Below are 16,974 nucleotides of genomic sequence, written 5' to 3' on the forward strand. Positions count from 1 at the left end.
GCGCCGCCTGCGGCTGAGGCACCCCGCCCGACCCGGTACACTTGCCCGGAGTGCTGCGTCCCGTGACCGGTCTCGTACCGGCACCACCAGAACGGGACATCCAGCCGGAACCCCACCACCGCAAGGCACCGGGGATCCAGGAGCGTCGCGCACCGTCGAAAGGTGTCGCGGGCAGCCCACCACCACCCGGTATCCGGGAATCGGTCGGTGGGCCACTCGCGTGCTGCACATAGTGCCCAGACCAGGGAGCGGCTGCCTCGTGAGCCCACGGGCTCGTGAGGTTTCCCAGGCTGCGGATGCGACCTCCCCTAACCACTGGTGAAGCCGATTTCACAATGAACAGAGAGGTTGGTTCATGCCGAACCAGTCCCGCCCCAAGGTCAAGAAGTCGCGTGCCCTCGGCATCGCGCTGACCCCGAAGGCCGTCAAGTACTTCGAGGCCCGCCCCTACCCGCCGGGCGAGCACGGCCGTGGGCGCAAGCAGAACTCGGACTACAAGGTCCGTCTGCTCGAGAAGCAGCGCCTGCGCGCGCAGTACGACCTCTCGGAGCGTCAGCTCGTCCGTGCCTACGAGCGTGCGTCCAAGACGCAGCTCAAGACCGGTGAGGCCCTGGTCATCGAGCTGGAGCGTCGTCTCGACGCCCTGGTTCTGCGTTCGGGCATCGCCCGCACGATCTACCAGGCCCGCCAGATGGTCGTGCACGGCCACATCGAGGTCAACGGCGCCAAGGTCGACAAGCCGTCGTACCGCGTCCGCCCGGACGACGTCGTCATGGTCCGCGAGCGCAGCCGCGAGAAGCCGCTGTTCCAGGTCGCGCGTGAGGGTGGCTTCGCCCCCGACGGCGAGACCCCGCGCTACCTCCAGGTGAACCTGAAGGCCCTGGCCTTCCGCCTGGACCGCGACCCGAACCGCAAGGAGATCCCCGTGATCTGCGACGAGCAGCTCGTCGTCGAGTACTACGCCCGCTGACCCGGACGTAGCTCACCCTGCTTCAGCCCGTCGCCTCCCCGCCCTTCCCGGTGGGGCAGGCGGCGGGTTCGGTCGTTTCCGGGGCCGCCGCGCAGCGCCCTCGCCACCGCCGCGTCCAGCCCGAGCTCCGACCCGGCCCGCACGCACTCCTCGTACCGCTCGTCGCCCAGCGCCTTTCGGGCCCGCTCCTCGCACAGCACGTGCGGCCCGCCGAAATGGACCGAGCCGAACAGCGGCAGCCCCACCGAGCCCCAGATGCCGGCCGCGGCACCCTGGAGCACCGCGGCCTCCTCCATCTCACCCTCCGTCGCGGTGAACAGCGCGAGCAGCTCGATGGAGAGCACCGTGCCCAGCAGATCGTGGAACCGGTGGTCCAGATCCAGCGACCGGGCGAGCAGCTCCCGCGCGGTCTGCGCCTCACCCCGGGTCCACGCCGCATAGCCGAGGACATAGAGGGCGTACGCGAGAGCCCACTGCTCGCCGTGGTCCTCGCAGACCACGCGCACGTTCTCGCAGAGCTCCACCGCGGCGCCGAGCTCCCCGCGGAAGGCCAGCGCCATGGCGAGCTCCGCCTGTCCCATCAGGACGTTGCTGTTCAGCTCGCCGATCGCCCGGTACCGGTCGAGCGCCGAGCGCAGCAGCGTCTCCGCGCGCGCCAGGTCGTCGCTGACCAGGGCCAGACAGCCGATGCGGTGCTCCGCGTACGCCGCGGCGACCGCGCTGTCCGCTCGCCGTGCGCCGTCGCGGCACTCGTGCAGCGCGGCGAGCGCCGCGACCCGGTCGCCCTGGAGCACCGCCACGTATCCGAGCACCCACAGCGCCTTGAGCCGCGCATCGTCGTGGCCGCCGTCGAGCTCCAGGGCCCGGTCGAGCCAGTGCCTGCCCTCCGCGAGCCGCCCGCACCCGACCCAGTAGAACCAGAGCGTGCCCGCGAGGTACTGCCCCAGGTGGGCCTCGTCGGGCTCGGTCAGGGAGAACTCCAACGCGGCCCGCAGATTGGGCAGTTCGGCGTCGACCAGGGCGGCGACCTGCGGCTGGCGCGGTGAGAACCAGTCCAGCTCGCACCAGGTGGCCAGCCCCATGTACCAGTCGCGGTGCCTGCGCCGCAGCCGCGCGCGCTCGCCCGCGGCCTCCAGCCAGTCGGCGCCGTAGGCCCTGACGGTGTCGAGCATGCGGTAGCGGACGCCGGCGGGCCACTCCTCACGGGTCACGACGGACTGGGCGAGGAGCTCGTCGAGCACGTCGAGCACCTCGTCGGCGGCGATTCCGTCCCCGGCGCAGATGTACTCGGCCGCCTCCAGATCGAACTGGCCGACGAAGACCGAGAGCCGCGACCACAGCAGCCGCTCCCGCGGCGTACACAGCTCGTGGCTCCAGCCGATGGCCGTCCGCAGCGTCTGGTGACGCGGCGGCACGTCCCGCCGGGCCCCGACGAGCAGCCGGAACCGGTCGTCGAGCCGGGCGAGCAGCTGCGCGGGCGAGAGCGCGCGCAGCCGGCCCGCGGCCAGCTCCACGGCGAGCGGGATCCCGTCGAGGCGCCTGCACAGCTCCGTGACGTCCGCGCGGTTGCCGTCGTCGACGACGAAGCCGGGCAGCCCGGCCGCCGCCCGGTCGGTGAAGAGCGCCGCCGCGTCGGGGCCGGGCAGCGGCGCGAGCGGGAGGAGCCGCTCGCCCTCGGTCTCCAGCGGTCTGCGGCCCACGGCGAGCACCCGCAACCCGGGGGAGTGCGTCAGCAGATCGCGCACCAGCGCGGCGCAGGCGTCGACGAGGTGCTCGAAACCGTCGACGACGAGGAGCAGTTCCCGCTCCGCGAGGTGCCCGAGCAGCACCTGGCGCGGCGGCCGCTTCGTGTGGTCCGTCAGCCCCAGGGCCTCGGCGACCGCGTGGTCGATGAGGTCCGCGTCGCGCAGCGCGGTGAGGTCGACCAGCCAGGCGCCGTCCCGCAGCCGGGTCCGGGCCGCGGCGCGCAGGGCCAGGCGCGTCTTCCCGACCCCGCCGACCCCGGTCACGGTGACGAGCCGCCCGGCCTCCAACGCCGTGGCCAGCTCGGCGAGTTCGGTGCCGCGCCCGACGAAGGCGTTCAATTCCAGGGGCAGGTTGCCGGTCGGAAGAGGTCGCATGAGGTACGGAGCGTACTCATTCGTATGCGGTCCGTACAATCTGTTCGCGCAACTCCTGTGACGGCGAAGGGGAATGCGGTACGGAGCCACGCCCCCGGCGCGATAGGGTCGGAGGACGACTTTTCGATGTTCGGGTAGCAAGTTCAGGGACGAGATTCAGGGAGCGGTGCCAAGTGTCCGGTGGAGAGGTTGCCGGGGTCCTGGTGGCCGTCTTCTGGGCGATCCTGGTCTCCTTCCTCGCGGTGGCACTGGCGAGGCTGGCCCAGACGCTCAGGGCGACCACCAAGCTCGTCGCGGACGTGACCGAGCAGGCGGTCCCGCTCCTGGCGGACGCCTCCACCGCGGTGCGCTCCGCGCAGACCCAGATCGACCGGGTCGACGCCATCGCCTCCGACGTCCAGGAGGTCACGTCGAACGCGTCGGCGCTGTCCACGACGGTCGCATCGACCTTCGGCGGCCCGCTCGTGAAGGTGGCCGCGTTCGGCTACGGCGTGCGCCGGGCCATCAGCCGCAAGGGCGGCCCCGATCCAGAGGAAATGCCCACCAAGCCGTCCCGTCGTACGGTGATCGTGGGTCGCACCGTCCCGTCCGCGCGGCGGGCGAAGCGGGCCAACCGGAGTAAGAGGGACTGACGCAGCGATGTTCCGCCGTACGTTCTGGTTCACCGCGGGCGCAGCCGCCGGCGTATGGGCCACCACCAAGGTCAACCGCAAGCTCAAGCAGCTGACCCCCGAGAGCCTCGCCGCGCAGGCCGCGAACAAGGCGATCGAGACGGGCCACCGCCTGAAGGACTTCGCGCTCGACATCCGCGACGGCATGGCCGAGCGCGAGGCCGAGCTGGGCGAGGTGCTGGGCCTGCGGGACCACCCCGACGCCGAGCTGCCCGCGCCGCGCCGCTTCGCGGTCATCGAGAACCACAGCAGCAACAAGTACGACACGAAGAAGACGCAGTCCGTCGAGAACCCGACGCACTCGTACAACCGGAATGAGGACCACTGATGGAGTCGGCTGAAATCCGCCGCCGCTGGCTGAGCTTCTTCGAGGAGCGCGGGCACACCGTCGTCCCTTCGGCGTCGCTCATCGCGGACGACCCGACTCTGCTGCTCGTCCCCGCCGGCATGGTGCCCTTCAAGCCCTACTTCCTGGGTGAGGTCAAGCCGCCCGCGCCGCGCGTCACCAGCGTGCAGAAGTGCGTGCGCACGCCCGACATCGAAGAGGTCGGCAAGACCACGCGCCACGGCACCTTCTTCCAGATGTGCGGCAACTTCTCCTTCGGCGACTACTTCAAGGAGGGCGCCATCACGCTCTCCTGGGAGCTGCTGACCAGCCCCGTCGACAAGGGCGGCTTCGGCCTCGACCCCGAGCGGCTGTGGATCACGGTCTACCTCGACGACGACGAGGCCGAGCAGATCTGGCGCGAGAAGGTCGGCGTCCCGGCCGAGCGCATCCAGCGGCTGGGCAAGAAGGACAACTTCTGGTCCATGGGCGTCCCCGGCCCGTGCGGCCCCTGCTCCGAGATCAACTACGACCGCGGTCCGGAGTTCGGCGAGGAGGGCGGCCCCGCCGTCAACGACGAGCGGTACGTGGAGATCTGGAACCTGGTCTTCATGCAGTACGAGCGAGGCGCCGGCGACGGCAAGGAGGACTTCCCGATCCTCGGCGAGCTCCCGTCGAAGAACATCGACACGGGCCTCGGCCTCGAACGTCTCGCCATGATTCTCCAGGGCGTACAGAACATGTACGAGACCGACACCCTGCGCGTCGTCATGGACAAGGCCACCGAGCTGACCGGCGTGCGCTACGGCGCCGAGCACGGCTCGGACGTCTCCCTGCGCGTGGTCGCCGACCACATCCGTACGTCCACGATGCTCATCGGCGACGGCGTCACCCCCGGCAACGAGGGCCGCGGCTACGTCCTGCGCCGCATCATGCGCCGCGCCATCCGCAACATGCGGCTGCTCGGCGCCACCGGCCCGGTCGTCCAGGAGCTCATCGACGTCGTGATCAATACGATGGGCCGGCAGTACCCGGAGCTCGTCACCGACCGCAAGCGCATCGAGACCGTCGCCCTCGCCGAAGAGGCCGCCTTCCTCAAGGCCCTCAAGGGCGGCACCAACATCCTCGACACCGCCGTCACCGAGACCAAGGCCGCCGGCGGCAAGATCCTCTCCGGCGACAAGGCGTTCCTGCTGCACGACACGTGGGGCTTCCCCATCGACCTCACCCTGGAGATGGCCGCCGAGCAGGGGCTCTCCGTGGACGAGGACGGCTTCCGCCGTCTGATGAAGGAGCAGCGGGACCGCGCCAAGGCCGACGCCAAGGCCAAGAAGACCGGCCACGCCGACCTGCACGCCTACCGCGAGATCGCCGACGCCTCCGGAGCCACCGACTTCACCGGCTACTCCCTCACGGAGAACGAGGCCCAGATCGTCGGCCTCCTCGTCAACGGCGTCTCCTCGCCCGCGGCCACCGAGGGCGACGACGTCGAGATCGTCCTCGACCGCACCCCCTTCTACGCCGAGGGCGGCGGCCAGATCGGAGACACCGGCCGCATCCGCCTGGACAGCGGCGCGATCGTCGAGATCCGCGACGTCCAGAAGCCGGTCCCGGGCGTCCACGTCCACAAGGGCGTCGTCCAGGTCGGCGAGATCACCGTCGGCGCCCCGGTCTGGGCCTCGATCGACGCGCACCGCCGCCGCGCCATCGCCCGTGCCCACTCCGCCACGCACCTGACCCACCAGGCGCTGCGCGACGCGCTCGGCCCGACGGCCGCCCAGGCCGGTTCCGAGAACCAGCCCGGCCGCTTCCGCTTCGACTTCGGTTCGCCCTCCGCCGTGCCCACGGCCGTGATGACGGACGTCGAGCAGAAGATCAACGAGGTCCTCGCCCACGAGCTCGACGTGCAGGCCGAGGTCATGTCGATCGACGAGGCGAAGAAGCAGGGCGCCATCGCCGAGTTCGGCGAGAAGTACGGCGAGCGCGTCCGCGTCGTCACCATCGGCGACTTCTCCAAGGAGCTGTGCGGCGGTACGCACGTGCACAACACCGCCCAGCTGGGTCTGGTGAAGCTGCTCGGCGAGTCCTCCATCGGCTCCGGCGTGCGCCGCATCGAGGCGCTGGTCGGCGTCGACGCGTACAACTTCCTCGCCAAGGAGCACACGGTCGTCGCCCAGCTCCAGGAGCTGGTCAAGGGCCGCGCCGAGGAGCTGCCCGAGAAGATCTCCGGCATGCTCGCCAAGCTGAAGGACGCCGAGAAGGAGATCGAGAAGTTCCGCGCGGAGAAGGTCCTGCAGGCCGCCGCCGGTCTCGTCGACTCCGCCCGCGACGTACGCGGTGTCGCGCTCGTCACCGGCCAGGTGCCGGACGGCACGGGCGCCGACGACCTGCGCAAGCTGGTCCTCGACGTGCGCGGCCGCATCCCGGGCGACCGCCCCGCCGTCGTGGCCCTGTTCGCCACGGCCAACGGCCGCCCGCTGACGGTCATCGCCACCAACGAAGCCGCGCGTGAGCGCGGCCTCAAGGCCGGTGACCTGGTCCGCACCGCGGCCAAGACGCTCGGTGGCGGTGGCGGCGGCAAGCTGGACGTCGCCCAGGGCGGCGGCCAGAACCCGGCCGCCGTGCCGGACGCCATCGCCGCGGTCGAGCGCCTCGTCACCGAGACGGCCTGATGACCGAGCCTGCACCGGGCATGCGCAGGGGCCGGCGCCTCGCCATCGACGTCGGTGACGCCCGGATCGGGGTCGCCTCGTGCGACCCCGACGGGATCCTCGCCACGCCGGTGGAGACGGTACCGGGGCGCGACGTCCCGGCCGCGCAGCGTCGGTTGAAGCAGCTCGTCGACGAGTACGAGCCGATCGAGATCGTCGTCGGCCTCCCTCGCTCCCTCAACGGGGGCGAGGGCCCGGCGGCCGCCAAGATCCGCGTGTTCACCCAGGAGCTCGCCCGCATGGTCGCCCCCATTTCGGTGAGGCTGGTGGACGAGAGGATGACCACAGTGACGGCCAGTCAGGGCCTGCGCGCCTCGGGCGTGAAGTCCAAAAAGGGCAGGTCTGTTATCGATCAGGCTGCCGCGGTCATCATTCTTCAACAGGCTCTGGAGTCCGAACGGGCGTCAGGCAAAGCTCCCGGCGAGGGCGTCGAAGTGGTCATCTGATCGCGATACGGTAACGTTCCGCGCGATGCGGCGGTGTTCGAACAGCTGCCGCACAGCATCAAGAGGCGGAACGGTTGCCCGGCCATCCCGACGGCGGCCCCGCCTCGCGGCATGTAGGGGATCGATGACTGAGTATGGCCGGGGCCCAGGCTCCGAACCGTGGCATCCGGAGGACCCGTTGTACGGGGACAGCGGATGGGGAGGACAGGCGCCCGCGAGCGGCACGTCCACCTACGGCGGCCAGGGGCAGTACCACCCGCAGCAGCCGCACCAGCATCAGCAGCCGCACCAGTCGCAGTACGCCGGCGACTGGAGCACCGGTCAGCAGCAGGGCTACGACCAGCAGTCCTACGGTCAGCAGTCCTACGGCGGCCAGCAGCAGTTCAACGGTGACCCGGGCCAGGGCTACGACGGCGGGTCCGACCAGGGCCACGACGGTGGCTGGGACCCCGGTCAGCAGGGTCAGGTCCCCTACGGCGGCGACCCGATGGACCCCTACGGCGGCCAGCAGGCCGGCTACGGCTCGGAGAGCCACGACTACTACTCGACGCCCGAGGCCTACGCGCCGCCGGAGCCGCCGGCCCGCCGCCGGTCCGCGCCGCCGGAGTCCGAGACGGAAAGGCCCGACTGGGATCCGGGCCCCGACCAGGGCGAACACGCGTTCTTCGCGGGTGGCGACGACGAGGACGATGACGAGCCGGGCCGCCGTGGTGGCCGCGGTGACCGGCGCGGTGGACGCGGCGGGAAGAAGGGCAAGAAGCGCCGCAGCGGCTGCGCCTGTCTGGTCGTCACGCTGGTCTTCGCCGGTGGCCTCGGCGGAGTCGGCTACTTCGGATACCAGTTCTATCAGGATCGTTTCGGCACGGCGCCGGATTACGCGGGCGAGGGCTCGGGTTCGGCCACCGTCGAGATCCCGAAGGACTCCGGCGGCTACGCGATCGGACAGAAGCTCAAGGCGGCCGGCGTCGTCAGGAGCGTCGACGCGTTCGTCTCCGCCCAGCGCAAGCACCCGGACGGGCAGTCCATCCAGGCCGGCGTCTATCTGCTGAAGAAACACATGTCCGCGCAGGCCGCGGTCGAATTGATGCTGAACCCGAAGAGCCGCAACAACCTCGTCATTCCCGAGGGCATGCGGAACGACTGGGTCTACAAAAAGATCGACTCGCGTCTGCACCTGGACAAGGGCACCACCGAAAACGTCGCCAAGACGAAATGGAAGAGCCTCGGACTGCCTTCCTGGGCGAATACGAACAAGGACATCAAGGACCCGCTGGAGGGATTCCTCTACCCCGCGAGCTATCCGGTCGCCAAGGGCCAGAAGCCCGAGGACGTCCTCCGGAAGATGGTCGCCCAGGCCGGCGAGAAGTACGACGAACTCGGCCTCAAGTCGAAGGCCGCGGAACTCCACCTCAAGGACCCGCTGCAGGTCCTCACCGTGGCCAGCCTCGTCCAGGCCGAGGGCAAGTACAAGCACGACTTCGAGAAGGTCGCCACCGTCGTCTACAACCGTCTCAAGCCCAACAACACCGAGACGTACGGCCTGTTGGACTTCGACTCGACGGTCAACTACCTCCGCGGCGAGTCCAAGCTGGGCACCGGCACGGTCGACGAACTCCGCAAGCTCGACGACCCGTACAACACGTACAAGATCAAGGGTCTGCCGCCCGGGCCGATCGGCAACCCGGGCGACGTGGCGCTGAATTCGGCGCTGCATCCCGCCAGGGGCAACTGGTACTACTTCGTCTCCATCGACGACAAGACGCTGTTCGCCGAGACCAACGAAGAGCAGAACCGGAACCGCGAGAAATACCTGAAGGGGCAATGAGCGCGCAGAAGCGACGAGCCGCAGTCCTCGGCTCCCCGATCGCCCACTCCCTCTCCCCGGTGCTGCACCGCGCGGCCTATGAGGAGCTGGGGCTGAGCGACTGGTCGTACGACCGTTTCGAGATCGACGAGGCGGCGCTGCCCGGATTCATCGGGGAACTCGGTCCCGAATGGGCGGGGCTCTCGCTGACGATGCCGCTGAAGCGGGCGATCATTCCGCTGCTCGACGAGGTCAGCGGGACCGCCGCGTCCGTCGAGGCCGTCAACACCGTGGTGTTCCGGGAGGACGGCCGGAAGGTCGGCGACAACACCGACATCCCCGGCATGGTCGCCGCGCTCCGCGAGCGCGGCATCGAACAGGTGGAGTCCGCCGCCATCCTCGGCGCCGGCGCCACCGCGTCCTCGGCGCTCGCCGCTCTGGCGCGGATCTGCACCGGCGAGGTCGTCGCCTACGTGCGCAGCGAGACCCGCGCCGCCGAAATGCGGCAGTGGGGCGAACGCCTGGACGTCGACGTCAGGACCGAGGACTGGGAGGACGCCCGCGAGGCGCTGACCGCCCCCCTGGTGATCGCCACGACCCCGGCGGGCGCCACCGACGCACTCTCCGGTCTGGTGCCCGAGCGCCCCGCCACCCTCTTCGACGTCCTCTACGACCCGTGGCCCACCGAGCTCGCGGCCCGCTGGTCGGCGTACGGCGGGGCGGTCGTCAGCGGTCTCGACCTGCTCGTGCACCAGGCGGTGCTCCAGGTCGAACAGATGACGGGACGCGCCCCCGCGCCGCTCGGCGCCATGCGCAAGGCGGGGGAGCACGCGCTCGCCGCCCGGTAGGCCGCTGGTCGCGCCCGGGTCGCGCTGCGGTGGAGGCCCGTCCGTCAGGTGGACCGGGCGCCGGGTTCCGCCCCCGGACGTGGGAGGATCAGGGGTGGCGGGCCAGGGCCGCGCACCCGGCCGCGCCGTCGAAGACCGCAGTTCGAGGCGCGAGCATGAGGAGCACCGTTGAGCAGGTTGCGTTGGCTGACCGCGGGGGAGTCGCACGGACCCGCGCTTGTCGCGACGTTGGAGGGGCTTCCCGCCGGCGTGCCGATCACGACGGACATGGTGGCGGACCACCTGGCGCGGCGGCGGCTGGGGTACGGCCGCGGGGCGCGGATGAAGTTCGAGCGTGACGAGGTCACGTTCCTGGGCGGTGTCCGGCACGGCCTGACCATGGGTTCGCCGGTCGCGGTCATGGTGGGCAACACGGAGTGGCCCAAGTGGGAGCAGGTCATGGCGGCCGACCCGGTCGACCCGGAGATCCTCGCCGACCTGGCCCGCAATGCCCCGCTGACCCGCCCCCGGCCCGGCCACGCCGACCTCGCGGGAATGCAGAAGTACGGCTTCGACGAGGCCCGCCCGGTGCTGGAGCGCGCCTCGGCGCGCGAGACCGCGGCGCGCGTGGCGCTCGGCGCGGTGGCCCGTTCGTACCTGAAGGAGACGGCCGGGATCGAGATCGTCTCCCACGTGACGGAGCTGGCCTCGGCGAAGGCCCCCTACGGCGTCTACCCGACCCCCGCCGACGTCGAGAAGCTCGACGCCGACCCGGTGCGCTGCCTGGACGCGGACGCGTCGAAGGCGATGGTCGCGGAGATCGACCAGGCCCACAAGGACGGCGACACCCTGGGCGGCGTCGTCGAGGTGCTGGCCTACGGCGTTCCGGTGGGGCTCGGTTCGCACGTGCACTGGGACCGCCGGCTGGACGCCCGCCTTGCGGCGGCGCTCATGGGCATCCAGGCGATCAAGGGCGTGGAGGTCGGCGACGGCTTCGACCTGGCCCGGGTGCCGGGCTCCAAGGCGCACGACGAGATCGTCACCACCGAGGACGGCATCCGGCGCACCTCCGGCCGCTCCGGCGGCACGGAGGGCGGTCTGACCACCGGCGAGCTGCTGCGGGTCCGCGCGGCGATGAAGCCCATCGCGACGGTGCCGCGGGCGCTTGCGACGATCGACGTGGCCACGGGCGAGGCGGCCAAGGCACACCACCAGCGCTCCGACGTGTGTGCCGTGCCGGCCGCCGGCATCGTCGCCGAGGCCATGGTCGCGCTCGTCCTCGCGGACGCGGTCGCGGAGAAGTTCGGCGGCGACAGCGTTCCGGAGACGCGTCGCAACGTGCGCTCCTACCTCGACAACCTGCAGTACCGGTGATGGCGGCCGGTACCGAAGGCCCGCTGGTCGTCCTGGTCGGACCGATGGGCGTGGGCAAGACGACCGTCGGTGAGCTGCTCGCCGCCCGGCTCGGGACCACGTTCCGGGACACCGACGCCGACATCGTCGCCGCCCAGGGCCGGGAGATCTCGGACATCTTCGTCGACGAGGGCGAACCGTACTTCCGCGCCCTGGAGAAGGCCGCCGTCGCGGCCGCCCTCGCGGAACACGACGGCGTCCTCGCCCTCGGCGGCGGCGCCGTCCTCGACGGGTCGACCCGGGCGCTCCTCGCCGAGCACCCGGTCGTCTGCCTCTCGATGGACGTCGAGGAGGCCGTCAAGCGCACCGGCCTCAACCAGGCGCGGCCGCTGCTCGCGGTCAACCCGCGCAAGCAGTGGCGCGAGCTGATGGACGCCCGCCGGCAGCTGTACGCCGAAGTCGCCCGCGCGGTCGTCGCCACCGACGGCCGCACCCCCGATGAGGTCGCCGAAGCGGTCCTCGACGCACTGGAGTTGAAGGAAGCATGACGTCGGAGCAGACCCCCACCCGTATCCACGTCGGCGGCACCGCCGGCACGGATCCGTACGAGGTCCTGGTCGGTCGGCAGCTCCTCGGCGAGCTGCCCGGCCTCATCGGCGAGCAGGCCAAGCGGGTCGCCGTGATCCACCCCGAGGCGCTCGCCGAGACCGGCGAGGCACTCCGCCAGGACCTCGCCGACCAGGGGTACGAGGCCGTCGCCATCCAGGTGCCGAACGCCGAGGAGGCCAAGACCGCGGAGGTCGCCGCGTACTGCTGGAAGGCGCTCGGCCAGTCCGGCTTCACGCGCAGCGACGTCATCGTCGGCGTCGGCGGTGGGGCCTCCACGGACCTCGCCGGGTTCGTGGCGGCGACCTGGCTGCGCGGCGTGCGGTGGATCGCCGTGCCGACGACCGTGCTCGGCATGGTGGACGCGGCGGTCGGCGGCAAGACCGGCATCAACACCGCAGAGGGCAAGAACCTCGTCGGCTCCTTCCACCCGCCGGCGGGCGTCCTGTGCGACCTCGCGGCGCTCGACTCGCTCCCGGTGAACGACTACGTCTCCGGGCTCGCCGAGATCATCAAGGCCGGTTTCATCGCCGACCCGGTGATCCTCGAGCTCATCGAGGCGGACCCGGAGGCGGCCCGCACGCCCGCGGGCGCGCACACCGCCGAGCTCATCGAGCGCTCCATCAAGGTGAAGGCCGAGGTCGTCTCCGGTGACCTCAAGGAGGCCGGCCTGCGCGAGATCCTCAACTACGGCCACACCCTCGCGCACGCCATCGAGAAGAACGAGCGCTACAAGTGGCGGCATGGCGCCGCGGTCTCCGTCGGCATGCTCTTCGCGGCCGAACTCGGCCGTCTGGCGGGCCGCCTGGACGACGCCACGGCCGACCGGCACCGCACCGTCCTCGAATCCGTCGGCCTGCCGCTCAGCTACCGCTACGACCAGTGGCCCAAGCTGCTGGAGACCATGAAGGTCGACAAGAAGTCCCGCGGTGACCTGCTGCGCTTCATCGTCCTGGACGGCCTCGGCAAGCCGACCGTCCTGGAGGGACCCGACCCCGCCGTACTCCTCGCCGCCTACGGCGAAGTGGGGCAGTAAACCCCAAAATGTGCGTCACGTGGCCTTCCTGTTCCGGCCACGGGCACGTCACGGCCTCCCCGGCCGTTCACACAACGACGGCCGGGGGCGGTACCGTTCGGTAACGGGCGGCCCCGGCCGCCGCCCGACCAGCGTCAGTCGCACGAGACGGAGTGGCACCGGATGCAGCACGCAGTGGGATCTCCGCTGCCGCCGCCCCATCAGCCGGGGCACGGACCGGCCACCGGCTGGTCGCCGGCCGCACACCAGCCGAGCGCGCCGCCTCCCGGAGCGTCGGCGCACGCAATGGCTCCCGCCCCGGGATTCGCGGGCGCCCACGGGCCGCACGCCCCGGGACCGGTGCCGGTACCGCACGGTGCCCACGCGCAGGGGCAGACACCCATGCCGCACGCCCCGCCGGCGCCCCAGCCCCCGCAGCACGGACAGCTCGCTCAGCATGGCCCCGGCCCGGTGCCCCCACCGCCCCCGGACACCACGGGCCACGTCCAGCTGCCGCCCGGCGGCCCCGTCGCGATGCCGAGCCCCCCGCAGGGGGCAGCGCCCACCGAGACCGGCGCGACGACCCTCGCGGTGCTGCTCATCGGCCCCGCGGGCGCGGGCAAGACGAGCGTCGCGAAGTACTGGGCCGAGCACCGGCGGGTGCCGACGGCCCACATCAGCCTCGACGACGTACGCGAATGGGTGCGCTCGGGGTTCGCCGACCCCCAGTCGGGCTGGAACGACCACTCCGAGGCGCAGTACCGCCTGGCCCGCCGCACCTGCGGCTTCGCCGCGCGGAACTTCCTCGCCAACGGCATCTCCTGCATCCTCGACGACGCCGTCTTCCCCGACCGCCCGGTCGTCGGCCTCGGTGGCTGGAAGCGGCACGTGGGCCCCGGCCTGCTGCCGGTGGTCCTGCTCCCGGGCCTGGAGATCGTCCTGGAGCGCAACGCCGAGCGCAGCGGAAACCGCCGCCTCACGGACGAGGAAGTGGCCCGCATCCACGGCCGCATGGCCGGCTGGTACGGCTCGGGGCTGCCCATCATCGACAACTCCCAGCTGGACGTGGACGCCACGGCCCGCGTCCTCGACGACGTACTGGCCCGCGCCATCGCCAGCCCCCCGAAGTGGTAGCGGGGACCGAAGCGGCAGTCGGGACCGAAGTGGTGGTCCGGACCATCGGTCACGGTTGAAGCACCCCTTCCGCGAACCGCCTTCACACGTCCGTCACCGGGCCTACGGTCATGCCACTGGAATGAGCCCGGGGGCATGACATGACCGATCCGTACGGCACTCCACCCGCTCCACCCACCCCGTCGAACGGCTCCCGGCCCGCCCCGCGGTGGGCCCGGAAGCGCTATCTGCTTCCTGCCCTCGCTCTCGCCCTGTTCCTTGGCATCGGCATGGGCGCGGCCGGGGGAGACCCGGACGGCGGGGCGAAGGCGGGGGCCGCTCCGACCGTCACGAGCACGGCGACCGTCACCACGACCGCGACGCCGAAGGCCGAGCCCGCGCCCACCCGCACGGTCCGCTCGACCAGGACCGTCGAGTCGACCGTCACGGTCACGGCGCCCCCGGCGGGCGGAGGGTCCGGTGACACACGCGGGGACGACGGCGGCTCGGGCGGTTCCGGGTCCGACGGGGGCGGCTCCGTGTCGTACGCGAACTGCTCCGAGGCGCGCGCCGCGGGTGCCGCGCCGATCCATCGCGGCGAGCCCGGCTACGGCAGGCACCTCGACCGGGACGGCGACGGGACCGGCTGCGACAGCTGAGCACCGGGGCCCGGCGTGGGTCCGGTGGCGGTGACCGCCCGGTCGGACGCGCCCGCCGGGCCGTGGAGCCGGGACGCTCATAGGCTCGCCCCATGTCAGAGGTGTACGCGGTCCGCAGGGAGCGGGTCAGGGAGCGCTGTGCCGCCGCGGGCGGCGGAGCGGCGCTGGTCTCCCGGCCCGCCAACGTCCGCTATCTCGCCGGTGCCGTGCCCGACGGCGCCGTACTCCTCGTCGGCAAGGACGAGGACGTACTGCTGTGCGGGCGCCCGCCCGGTGATCAGCAGTCCGAGGGGCGGCCCGACGACGCCCTGCGGCTGCACCTGCTGCCGACGCACGGCGCCGACCCGGCCGTCGCCGGGGCCGGCCTCGCCCTCACCCAGGGCGCCGAGGCGCTGGCCGTCGAGGAGCACCACCTGACCGTCGCCCGGCACCACGCGCTCGCGTCGGTCGCGCCGCGTCTGCGGCTGACCGACCTCGGGACGGCCGTCGAGCAGCTGCGCCTGGTCAAGGACGCCGAGGAGCTCTCCTGTCTGCGGATCGCCGCCGAGATCGCCGACCAGGCGCTCAGTGAACTCCTGGAGTCCATCCTCGTGGGGCGCACGGAGCGGCATCTGGCGCTTGAGCTGGAGCGGCGGCTCATCGACCACGGCGCGGACGGCCCCGCCTTCCCGACCTCGGTCGGCACCGGCCCGAACTCGGGCAAGGGCGGCCACCGGCCCTCGGACCGGCGGGTGGAGGAGGGCGACTTCCTCTCCGTCTGTCTGGGGGCGAGCTACCGCGGATACCGCTGTGAGATCGGGCGTACGTTCGTCATCGGTACGTCGCCCGCCGACTGGCAGATCGAGCTGTACGACCTCGTCTTCGCCGCTCAGCGGGCCGGCCGGGAGGCTCTGCTCCCCGGTGCCGCCTGCCGTGACGTGGACCGGGCGGCACGTCACGTACTGGACTCCGCGGGGTATGCGGAAGGGCTTGCTCCACTGACTGGACATGGTGTGGGGCTCGAAATCGACGAGGACCCGCAGTTGGCGCCCGCGGCCATGGGTAAACTGGACGCCTGCGTGCCGGTCACCGTCGAACCGGGGGTTCACCTCCCTGGCCGGGGTGGTGTCCGGATCGATGACACGCTCGTCGTGCGCCCCGAGGCGGACGGCGGACCCGAGCTACTCACCATCACGACCAAGGAACTGCTCGCGCTCTGACGCGCGTGCGCGCCCGGGGTCGTCCACCCGTCAGTCAGTGCAGGAGATTGAAGCAACCGTGGCTTCCACGAACGACCTCAAGAACGGCCTGGTGCTCAAGCTCGAAGGCGGCCAGCTCTGGTCCGTCGTCGAGTTCCAGCACGTCAAGCCCGGCAAGGGCCCGGCCTTCGTGCGCACCAAGCTCAAGAACGTGCTCTCCGGCAAGGTCGTCGACAAGACGTTCAACGCCGGCGTCAAGGTCGACACGGCCACGATCGACAAGCGCGACATGCAGTTCTCCTACATGGACGGCGACTACTTCGTCTTCATGGACATGGAGACCTACGACCAGCTGCACGTCGACAAGAAGGCCGTCGGCGACGCCGCCAACTTCCTGATCGAGGGCTTCACCGCCACCGTCGCGCAGCACGAGGGCGAGGTGCTCTTCGTCGAGCTGCCGGCCGCCGTCGAGCTCGTCATCCAGGAGACGGAGCCGGGCGTCCAGGGCGACCGCTCCACCGGTGGCACCAAGCCCGCCACCCTGGAGACCGGCCACCAGATCCAGGTGCCGCTCTTCATCACCACCGGCGAGAAGATCAAGGTCGACACCCGCACCAGCGACTACCTCGGCCGGGTGAACAGCTAACCGTGGCTGCTCGTAACACGGCCCGCAAGCGCGCCTTCCAGATCCTCTTCGAGGCAGACCAGCGCGGTACCGACGTCCTGACGGTGCTCGCCGACTGGGTGCGCCACTCGCGGTCCGACACCCGGCAGCCGCCGGTGAGCGAGTACACGATGGAGCTCGTCGAGGGGTACGCGGAGCATGAGCGCCGCATCGACGAACTCATCGCGCAGTACGCCGTCGGATGGACCCTGGACCGCATGCCGGTGGTCGACCGCAATCTCCTCCGTCTCGGCGCCTACGAGCTCATCTGGGTCGACGGGACGCCGGACGCCGTGGTGCTCGACGAGGCGGTCCAGCTCGCCAAGGAGTTCTCCACGGACGACTCGCCTGCCTTCATCAACGGTCTGCTCGGACGCTTCAAGGAGCTGAAGCCGTCCCTGCGCCGGGATGAGGCGTAAGGCGTCGTCGTACGTCATCGGAGGGCCCGCAGCAATCCGCTGCGGGCCCTCCGATTTTCCCGTACGGGTTCTGCGCCGGGCCGAAGAAAGCGG

The 16,974-nt window shown here is 71.3% G+C and carries 16 protein-coding genes; 15 read left to right on the top strand and 1 reads right to left on the bottom strand.

Annotation, left to right across the window (positions count from 1 at the left end):
- Positions 1-355 precede the first annotated feature (355 nt).
- Complete coding sequence (gene rpsD / locus ACZ7DY_RS29855; protein WP_471140577.1) at positions 356-970, top strand: 30S ribosomal protein S4; 615 nt, start codon at positions 356-358, stop codon at positions 968-970.
- On the opposite strand, the gene ACZ7DY_RS29860 is transcribed toward rpsD, so the two are convergent.
- On the bottom strand, positions 958-3,090 hold the full coding sequence (locus ACZ7DY_RS29860; RefSeq protein WP_471140580.1) for an ATP-binding protein: 2,133 nt from the start codon (positions 3,088-3,090) through the stop codon (positions 958-960). The two genes, rpsD and ACZ7DY_RS29860, sit on opposite strands and share 13 nt — an antisense overlap.
- Before the next feature lie 173 nt (positions 3,091-3,263).
- Here ACZ7DY_RS29860 and ACZ7DY_RS29865 point away from each other — a divergent pair, with 173 nt between their 5' ends.
- The 14 genes from ACZ7DY_RS29865 (at position 3,264) to nusB (ending at position 16,881) form a co-directional block, all read left to right on the top strand.
- Entirely contained in the window at positions 3,264-3,722 is a 459-nt protein-coding gene (locus ACZ7DY_RS29865; protein ID WP_471140581.1) for a DUF948 domain-containing protein, read from the top strand.
- Positions 3,723-3,729: 7 nt separating this feature from the next.
- Positions 3,730-4,089: a DUF6167 family protein gene (locus tag ACZ7DY_RS29870; protein ID WP_471140584.1), complete on the top strand. Its 360-nt coding sequence runs from the start codon at positions 3,730-3,732 to the stop codon at positions 4,087-4,089.
- Entirely contained in the window at positions 4,089-6,758 is a 2,670-nt protein-coding gene (gene alaS, locus ACZ7DY_RS29875; RefSeq protein WP_471140587.1) for an alanine--tRNA ligase, read from the top strand. The genes ACZ7DY_RS29870 and alaS overlap by 1 nt, the downstream gene beginning before the upstream one ends.
- Positions 6,758-7,243, top strand: coding sequence for a Holliday junction resolvase RuvX (ruvX, locus tag ACZ7DY_RS29880; RefSeq protein ID WP_471140590.1), 486 nt, complete (start codon positions 6,758-6,760; stop codon positions 7,241-7,243). The genes alaS and ruvX overlap by 1 nt, the downstream gene beginning before the upstream one ends.
- 124 nt (positions 7,244-7,367) lie before the next feature.
- Positions 7,368-9,068 (top strand): endolytic transglycosylase MltG, encoded by a 1,701-nt coding sequence (gene mltG / locus ACZ7DY_RS29885; protein WP_471140592.1) that lies wholly within the window; start codon positions 7,368-7,370, stop codon positions 9,066-9,068.
- The gene (locus ACZ7DY_RS29890) at positions 9,065-9,895 is read left to right on the top strand and encodes a shikimate dehydrogenase (protein WP_471140594.1); all 831 of its coding nucleotides are present in this window, start codon (positions 9,065-9,067) and stop codon (positions 9,893-9,895) included. The genes mltG and ACZ7DY_RS29890 overlap by 4 nt, the downstream gene beginning before the upstream one ends.
- Before the next feature lie 168 nt (positions 9,896-10,063).
- On the top strand, positions 10,064-11,248 hold the full coding sequence (gene aroC / locus ACZ7DY_RS29895) for a chorismate synthase (RefSeq protein WP_471140597.1): 1,185 nt from the start codon (positions 10,064-10,066) through the stop codon (positions 11,246-11,248).
- Entirely contained in the window at positions 11,248-11,775 is a 528-nt protein-coding gene (locus tag ACZ7DY_RS29900; RefSeq protein WP_471140600.1) for a shikimate kinase, read from the top strand. The genes aroC and ACZ7DY_RS29900 overlap by 1 nt, the downstream gene beginning before the upstream one ends.
- Positions 11,772-12,869, top strand: a complete 1,098-nt coding sequence (gene aroB / locus ACZ7DY_RS29905; RefSeq protein WP_471140602.1) for a 3-dehydroquinate synthase — start codon at positions 11,772-11,774, stop codon at positions 12,867-12,869. The genes ACZ7DY_RS29900 and aroB overlap by 4 nt, the downstream gene beginning before the upstream one ends.
- 162 nt (positions 12,870-13,031) lie before the next feature.
- A complete protein-coding gene (locus ACZ7DY_RS29910; protein ID WP_471140605.1) occupies positions 13,032-13,982 on the top strand; it encodes a Pro-rich N-terminal domain-containing protein in 951 nt (316 codons plus the stop codon).
- 140 nt (positions 13,983-14,122) lie between these two features.
- Complete coding sequence (locus ACZ7DY_RS29915) at positions 14,123-14,620, top strand: excalibur calcium-binding domain-containing protein (protein ID WP_471140607.1); 498 nt, start codon at positions 14,123-14,125, stop codon at positions 14,618-14,620.
- A gap of 92 nt (positions 14,621-14,712) precedes the next feature.
- Positions 14,713-15,819 (top strand): aminopeptidase P family protein, encoded by a 1,107-nt coding sequence (locus tag ACZ7DY_RS29920; protein ID WP_471140609.1) that lies wholly within the window; start codon positions 14,713-14,715, stop codon positions 15,817-15,819.
- 58 nt (positions 15,820-15,877) lie between these two features.
- A complete protein-coding gene (gene efp / locus ACZ7DY_RS29925; protein ID WP_384553412.1) occupies positions 15,878-16,444 on the top strand; it encodes an elongation factor P in 567 nt (188 codons plus the stop codon).
- Between the two features lie 2 nt (positions 16,445-16,446).
- Positions 16,447-16,881 (top strand): transcription antitermination factor NusB, encoded by a 435-nt coding sequence (nusB, locus tag ACZ7DY_RS29930; RefSeq protein ID WP_471140613.1) that lies wholly within the window; start codon positions 16,447-16,449, stop codon positions 16,879-16,881.
- Positions 16,882-16,974 lie beyond the last annotated feature (93 nt).

Source organism: Streptomyces sp. NPDC037013 (assembly GCF_055607265.1).